The 6,867-nt window shown below is 37.8% G+C and carries 3 protein-coding genes; all 3 read right to left on the bottom strand.

The genetic code is table 11. The features are described from left to right. The coding region (locus tag KIV10_RS13605) for a GEVED domain-containing protein (RefSeq protein WP_214114663.1) at window positions 1-1,639 on the bottom strand (1,639 nt) is incomplete at its 3' end. Window positions 1,640-1,837: 198 nt separating this feature from the next. Then, complete coding sequence (locus KIV10_RS13600) at window positions 1,838-2,842, bottom strand: PorP/SprF family type IX secretion system membrane protein (RefSeq protein WP_214114661.1); 1,005 nt, start codon at window positions 2,840-2,842, stop codon at window positions 1,838-1,840. A 14-nt stretch (window positions 2,843-2,856) separates the two neighbouring features. Next, a partial coding sequence (locus tag KIV10_RS13595; RefSeq protein WP_214114659.1) for a T9SS type B sorting domain-containing protein occupies window positions 2,857-6,867 on the bottom strand: 4,011 nt, incomplete at its 5' end.

The raw sequence follows: 6,867 nt of genomic DNA, 5'->3' as shown, positions 1-6,867 counted from the left end.
CCGTGGAGCCGCATCCGCTGCCGGGAGCCGCCGTGAAGGTGTTGCCGTAGTTGGAGGTGTTGTTGTTGGCGTCTATGTAGGGCAGGGCCGGGGGCACGATAATATCACCGTCCTGGCTCACTGTCGCCACCACTTCTACGCGGGGGGACTCGCATAAGACACCCCCAATTAAAACTTGATAATCATGAGTTTCTCCCCATGTTCCACCTGGATTACAGGAATCTGTTGGGATTGAACTATATCTATCCATAACGCGCATAACTGTAACTCCTCCTGGCGCTGAGGCGGGAATTGAAATACTGCCAACTGTATTGTTAGATCCAGAATTTGATGTAAATAAAAGTTCTCCCGGATCAGAGAAAACACCGTTTTGATTAAAGTCGATCCAAATTTTTACCCATTGACTGCTAAAATTATGAGTTATTGAGAATGGATATGAGTTTCCGGGAATAAGATTACCAGTAAGTCCTGCCGTATTGGTAAAGTTCCCGTATCCACCAGGCGAGCATCCAGAACCAATATGATTTATACCTGCGTCGGTCATTATAAAATTATCGATGTCATCGCTGGCTGTACATCCAGTTGGATAGGTTGGAATACAATAATTTTGAGTTCCTGATCCTCCAGTACCGCCATCAACTAGTACTTCTGCTGCCCAAAAAGATGTGGTTGAAGTAATAATTGGGGTTTGAAAAGTTGGTCCTCTTCCAACAATGTTTCCTCCAGATGCAGCATCATACCAAAAGATTTGTGCATTGGGATCGCCGCTTCCAACTGCAGTTAATGTTGTGGTGCCTTTACATACGACAGAATCTCCAGTGGTTGAAGTTATAGAAAGTGGATAATTGGTACAATCAGCAGCTGTCTTGAAAGTTAAAGGTCCAGCCCAGAGACTCAATCCTGCGCTAGCACAATTGGATTGAACATAAACATCATATTGAGTCAAATCGGAAAGGTTAGCAATTAGATAGTTGTTGTTTGTTACATTTACCAAGGTTCCAGAACCCTGCGCAAATCCTTTTAAACCATATTCTAAATTCCATTGTGTCGCAGTACCAATCTCAGTCCAAGATATTTGCGCCTGATCTTTTGTAATGTTCGTGGCTTGTAAGTTTTGAGGAGCAAGACAGGCGGCAACAGCTTGATAATAAACGGTAATATTCCAGCTATTATTATTAACCTTATTATAGTAAGTTCCACATCCATTATTTGGAGAAGTGTTGCCATATGTACGCCAAGATCGCATTTCGAAATTTAAATTCGTTCCGCCAGGATAAAATCCATTTGCAAATAACAGTCCGGTCCTATTATAATTAAAAGTTCCAGCCGTAGTTCCAGTTCCAGATTTGACCGTTTCTTGTTGTCCGTTATTCTGAAAATGAATTAAAGATCTTTGCTCACTCATCCAGGCACCATTCGCTGCTGTCATAGAATAAAATACATCGAAGCCTGTTACTTCCCATGGACCACCTGCTGGCAGTTGTAAAGCTAATGTGGAAAGCGGGCCATTACAGGTAGCACTATAGTAAGTATAACTAGTAGGAATATCACCCGCATTATAAGTTTGTGTGATAGTTTGTGCTTTTAATCCAAATGCAATCAAGATTAAAAGAAATGAAATAAAGTAATTTTTATGCATATACTATTGAGATTAAAATGATTGTACAATTTAATTTTTTCCAAATGTAGTTTTTTGATTTATATTACAATACAAAATATGATAATTCTTAAAAAAATTAACATATGATTTTTTATAAAAGTTTTTAAAGTATGAAAAATTAAAAAAACCTGCATATAATGCAGGTTTTTTTTGATTATAGCTCTTAAGGTTGAGTGTTTAATTTATTGCTGGACAATTGCAATCGTAAGGTTTTCTACGTTCTAAGAAATTATACCCTAAAGTAATTTGATGAAAACCTCCATTATCAAATCTGATATTTCCAATTTGATATGAATAGGTATAAGCGAAAACAAATTTGTTAAAGTTTAAACCAAGTACTGGGGAAATATATTGGAGTTTTTGGCTCGAAGCATTTGTACCATCAAGGAATTCTGCCCCATCTAAACTTCTTCTGTAGGAAAAGCCTCCCCATAATTCACCAAAATTCATAGTTCTATACGCCTTGAAATTGATATCAAATCCCGCTTCCTGAGTTCTTTCATATAGCTGGAACAGCACTGAGGGTTCATAAGACCAATCTGAATTAAATCTTCCTCCAAATGCATAGGCCGCAGAAAGTAAATATCTCCTTTGATTGTTCGATTCAATTTCATCGGTATAGAGACTCCGATTTTGGAAAATGATATTCTTTACCGTAAAATGGGAGGAGAAGTTTAAAAAGTTATATGACATACCTACATCCACATTAAAATAAGAACTACTTTGAAGTATACCTCCAATGATAGGATCAAAATCAGATAAATCGAACTCAGTTTCATCAAGTCTAGATTGAACTATTCCGGCGCTTAACCCAAATGATAATTGATTTAGGTCTACTTCGTTTCTGGATAGTAAAATATGATGGGCATACGTTAAATATCCACCCGTTTGGGAGTGGTACCCATTTTTATCATTGAAAGCTATTACGCCAAGACCGGACTGTTCGCCTACTCGCATATTTACAGAAAGCGTCTGTAAATTAGGAGCATCAGTCTGGTCAAACCATTGTTGCCTAGCCGTTAATCTTATTTGACCGCTATTTGCGGCTCCAGCCATAGATGGATGAAGGATATATAAATTATCTGCAAAATAATCTGAGTATAGAGGGATTCCATCTTGTGATTGTGAATATTGAAATATTGTAACTATCAACAAGAGGGCTAACTTATATTTTGAATTCATTCTAATTGAGAGATTTATCTTTTTAGTGTAAAGTGTCCTTTAAATTCTTTTCCTATACCATCTTCTTGATATTCTACTTTAAACCAGTAATCGCTAGATGGTAAAGGATTGGAGTTGTAAGTTCCATCCCATCCATTACCAGTCGGACTTAATTGTTTTAATAGTTTTCCATAGCGATCAAATATATAGATTTTCGCGGTAGGATTGCTTGCTATACCAATTATGTTCCAAGTGTCGTGGTACCCATCTCCATTGGGTGTAAAATACAATGGATAATCTATGGCACCTACTTCTATAACTACACTTCCACATCCATTTACATCAGAAATCGTAATTGTATGATCCCCTGGCGTTACATTGGTAAATGTTCCACTTTCTTGGAATGGACCATCATCAAGCTGGAAAACATAAGTTCCCAATCCACTGGCCGTAGCTTCAATAGTGTGCATATCTGAAAAGGCTAGTGAGGTCACTCTTGCGTCATATTCCAATGGTGGCGAAGAAACAATTACCGTAGTAGTTGCAACGCTTTCACAACCATTTTCAATATTAATGATAGTAACAGTATAAACTCCTCCTTGTGTAGCAATTATGCTGCTAGACGTTTCATCCTCTAGTATTTCACCGTCTAATTCCCAAATAAACATGTATTCTGCATCGCTCAATCCAGTATCAATAACCGGAGGAGACATACTTCCAGATTCTTCAGGTATAGGATTGCCAAATTCATCTAAACACAGTCTATATGAATCTTCTATTCCTAGATTTGATAACGTAATAACTACTAACTGAATCTCAGCAGAAGCATAACATTCCGTATCGGTATTGGTAACCCTTACAAAAATTGTTTGAGTAGGGCTTTGGTACGCTCCAGGATTAGCTATAGGGTTGTCTCCCGTTTCAGCATCTGCTAGGGTCTCGTGATAGGTGATGTTAAAAATTAGAGGATCTTGCCCATCAAGAATATCATTATTGAGTTGTGTTAAATCAAACGTTCCAATACCACTTCCAAGCTCATCTTCACAAACTTCCAGAGGCTCTGTTGGAATATCAATTTCCGCACCTTCAAGAACTCTTACGAAAAAGCTTCCATTGCTTGTAAAGCATTCCGTATCTATATTTTCGATACGTACAAATATTTCTTGCTCGTTAATAATATTATTTATGAAACTATCAGGATTTTGAATAGCATTTAAACCATTATCAGCATCACTTTGGGATTCGTAAAATGACACTTCAAAATCCATTGGATTTTGACCATTCAAAATTTCAGTAATTTTAGTAGTAAGATCAAATGTGGCAAAACCATCAGTGTTCACTTCACAAATTGTATAATCTGATATTTCTGATATTTCAGGTAATGGATTCACAATTAATATTAATTCTACAATGCTGTAACACCCTGTAGTGTCATTGGTAACGCGCACATAGATTATCTGCTGTGGAGTTTCAACATTTGTATAAGTAGTAAAATTAAGAATGGGGTTTGTGTTATCCTCGGCATCTTCCAAATTCAAATGGTAACTTATAGTTCCTACTTCTCCATTCAATATCTCTGCATTTCTTACGGTTAGATCAAATTCTTGGAAACCTATTCCTTCAGTATCACAAAATACAATAGGTTCTGGTGTTTCAATGTCTGGATTTGGATTCACTCTAATTGTTAGAGTAGAATAAGATGCACATCCACTATCCCCATCAACTACTTTCACAAACAGCGTTTGTGGGTTACTTATATTCGTGTACTCGTTATCCGGGTCAATTTGGTTAATACCATCTTCAGCTTCAGTTTGTGATTCATAGTATTGAACATCCAAGCCTGGAGCCGATAATGTAAACTGGCTATTCATTACAGTAAGATCAAATTCAAAAAAGCCATCCGTATCATCATCACATTCGGAAAGAGTAAATGGTCCTCCAATTACTGGGGGCAATTCCACGCGAATCTCAAATGATCTTATGGTACTGCATTCCGTATTTCCATCTTCCAATCTTACCCATATAGTCTGCGGGTTAGTGGTATTTGGGTAATTTTCTGGATCTGCAATTGGAGATACATCATCAATTGCATTTTGCTCTGTTAAATGGTATGTTAGGTCAAAATCATTTTCATCTTGGGTACCATAGATTATATCTTCATTTTCGGTGAGATCAAAAATAATTCCCGTTTCTATCTGATCTTCACTACAAACTACAATATCTGGAAGAGTTAAGGGTACTATGGGAGTATCATTAACTATTAGATCTAATTCAACCACTATGTAACAACCAGTTATGGAGTTTTCAACTCTTACATAAATTGTCTGTTGATATTGAACAATATTTGCATATGGACTAGTTAATGGGAAATTACCCAAATTGGCATCTGTAAAAGTTTCATGATATGTGGCAACAACATTTGGCTCACCGTTCAATATTTGAGGAGTAGCATCTTCAAGATTAAAGGTAGAGAATCCATCATTGCTTGGATCACAAACCTCTAAAGGCAGAGGAACAGCTGGTGAAGGTAGTGGATTCACTATCAAAGTAAGGGTAAATCCTTGCGTAATGATACAGCCATCTGAGCTTTCAACACGTATGTAAATAGTTTGATTATTTACAACATTTGTGTAAAGAGTAGGTAATGGACTTAAATCAAGATCCGCATCGTTTTGGGTTAAATGGTATGAAACAGTTATACTGCTATCACCACCGGTTATCTCTTGAGTAGCTAGACCTAGATTAAATTCTTCCCTTTCATCATTGGGTGTAACTTCATCACAAAGTTCCAAAGGTGTTGGTGGAAATATTTGAGGCAACGGAGCTACAATAAGATTAAACTCTTCTTGTGATTGACAATTGTTGCTTCCATCTTCTACAATCACATATATGGTTTGAAGGCTACTAGTGCTATTATAAGCAGTAGGAACAGAAATTGGGTTATTGTTCGTTATATCTGCTTGGTTTGCATAATAGCTAATTGTATATGCGCTCGGGTTTGGAATGTTGACCATCAACTGTGTTTCAACATCGGTCAAATCAAAAACAGCCGTTCCGTTTTGATTTACATCACACGCAATTAAATCATCTGGTTCTTCTGTTTGTGGACTATCCAGTACTTGAAGGGTAACTGGAACCACACTAAAACAAGCTACACCAGGGCTTTCTACTCTTGCATAGATGATTTGGGTAAATGGAACAGTATTAAAGAAAGGATTAGCTGTTATTGGGTTTGCATCGTTATTTGCATCAGGTAGGGTTCGGTGGTAAGTAACTATTACTCCAGCAACGCCTCCGGTAATTTCGCTATCTAGATCTGATAAAATAAATGATCCAAAACCATCATTTTCCTCATCGCAATATGTAAAAGGTGCTGGTTGTATGGCTGTAGGTGCCTCATTTACTTGAAGATTTAATGGAGCTAATGCGTAACATCCTGTGGTCAAATTAACAATTCTTACCCAGATTGTTTGATTGTCTGGGATGGTATTTGTGAATGAGTTAGGCAATTCATCATTTGAATCGCCATTGTCTGCCAATGGCTGCGTTAAATAATAGCTAACATCAAGATTTGCGTTATTTCCGGTAATTTGGGTTGTAGCAGTAGATAAATTGAATGTTGCAAAACCATCCGAAACGCCATCGTCACAAATAATTAAATCAGCCGGTGTATTGAATGCAACCTGATCATACAGGTCAAGTTCAAACTGCCCATCGCTAAAGCAGGCCGTTGGATCGTTTGATGTAACCCTGAAATAGATGGTCTGCCCGGCGCTGTTGAATGCGTTTGGAGTGGCAATTGCAATTCCATTGTTCCTGTCCGCTACGCTTAAATAATATGAAACGGTAACTGTGGCCGGGTTTATTGTGTTCAATATCTCCGGTTCCTTGGAGGTAAGGTCAAAATCCTCTGTGCCGTCCTGGTCGTTATCGCACAGTATGTAGTCCGTAATAGGCGAGGTTATGGCCGGTGCCGGAATAACCTCTATCGTGAATGTTGCAATAGTGAAGCAACCGGTAGCATTGTCCTCCAGTCTGGTATAGAT

Origin of the sequence: Aequorivita echinoideorum, from assembly GCF_018476645.1 — a bacterium.
GTDB classification, from domain to species: Bacteria; Bacteroidota; Bacteroidia; order Flavobacteriales; family Flavobacteriaceae; genus Aequorivita; species Aequorivita echinoideorum.
The sequence above is the reverse complement of the archived record's forward strand: the minus strand, read 5'-3'. Positions and strand labels throughout refer to the sequence as shown.

Excerpts from the sequence above, each read along its gene's own strand:
- KIV10_RS13600 (WP_214114661.1), bottom strand. The coding sequence starts at position 2,842 with ATGAATTCAAAATATAAGTTAGCCCTCTTGTTGATAGTTACAATATTT.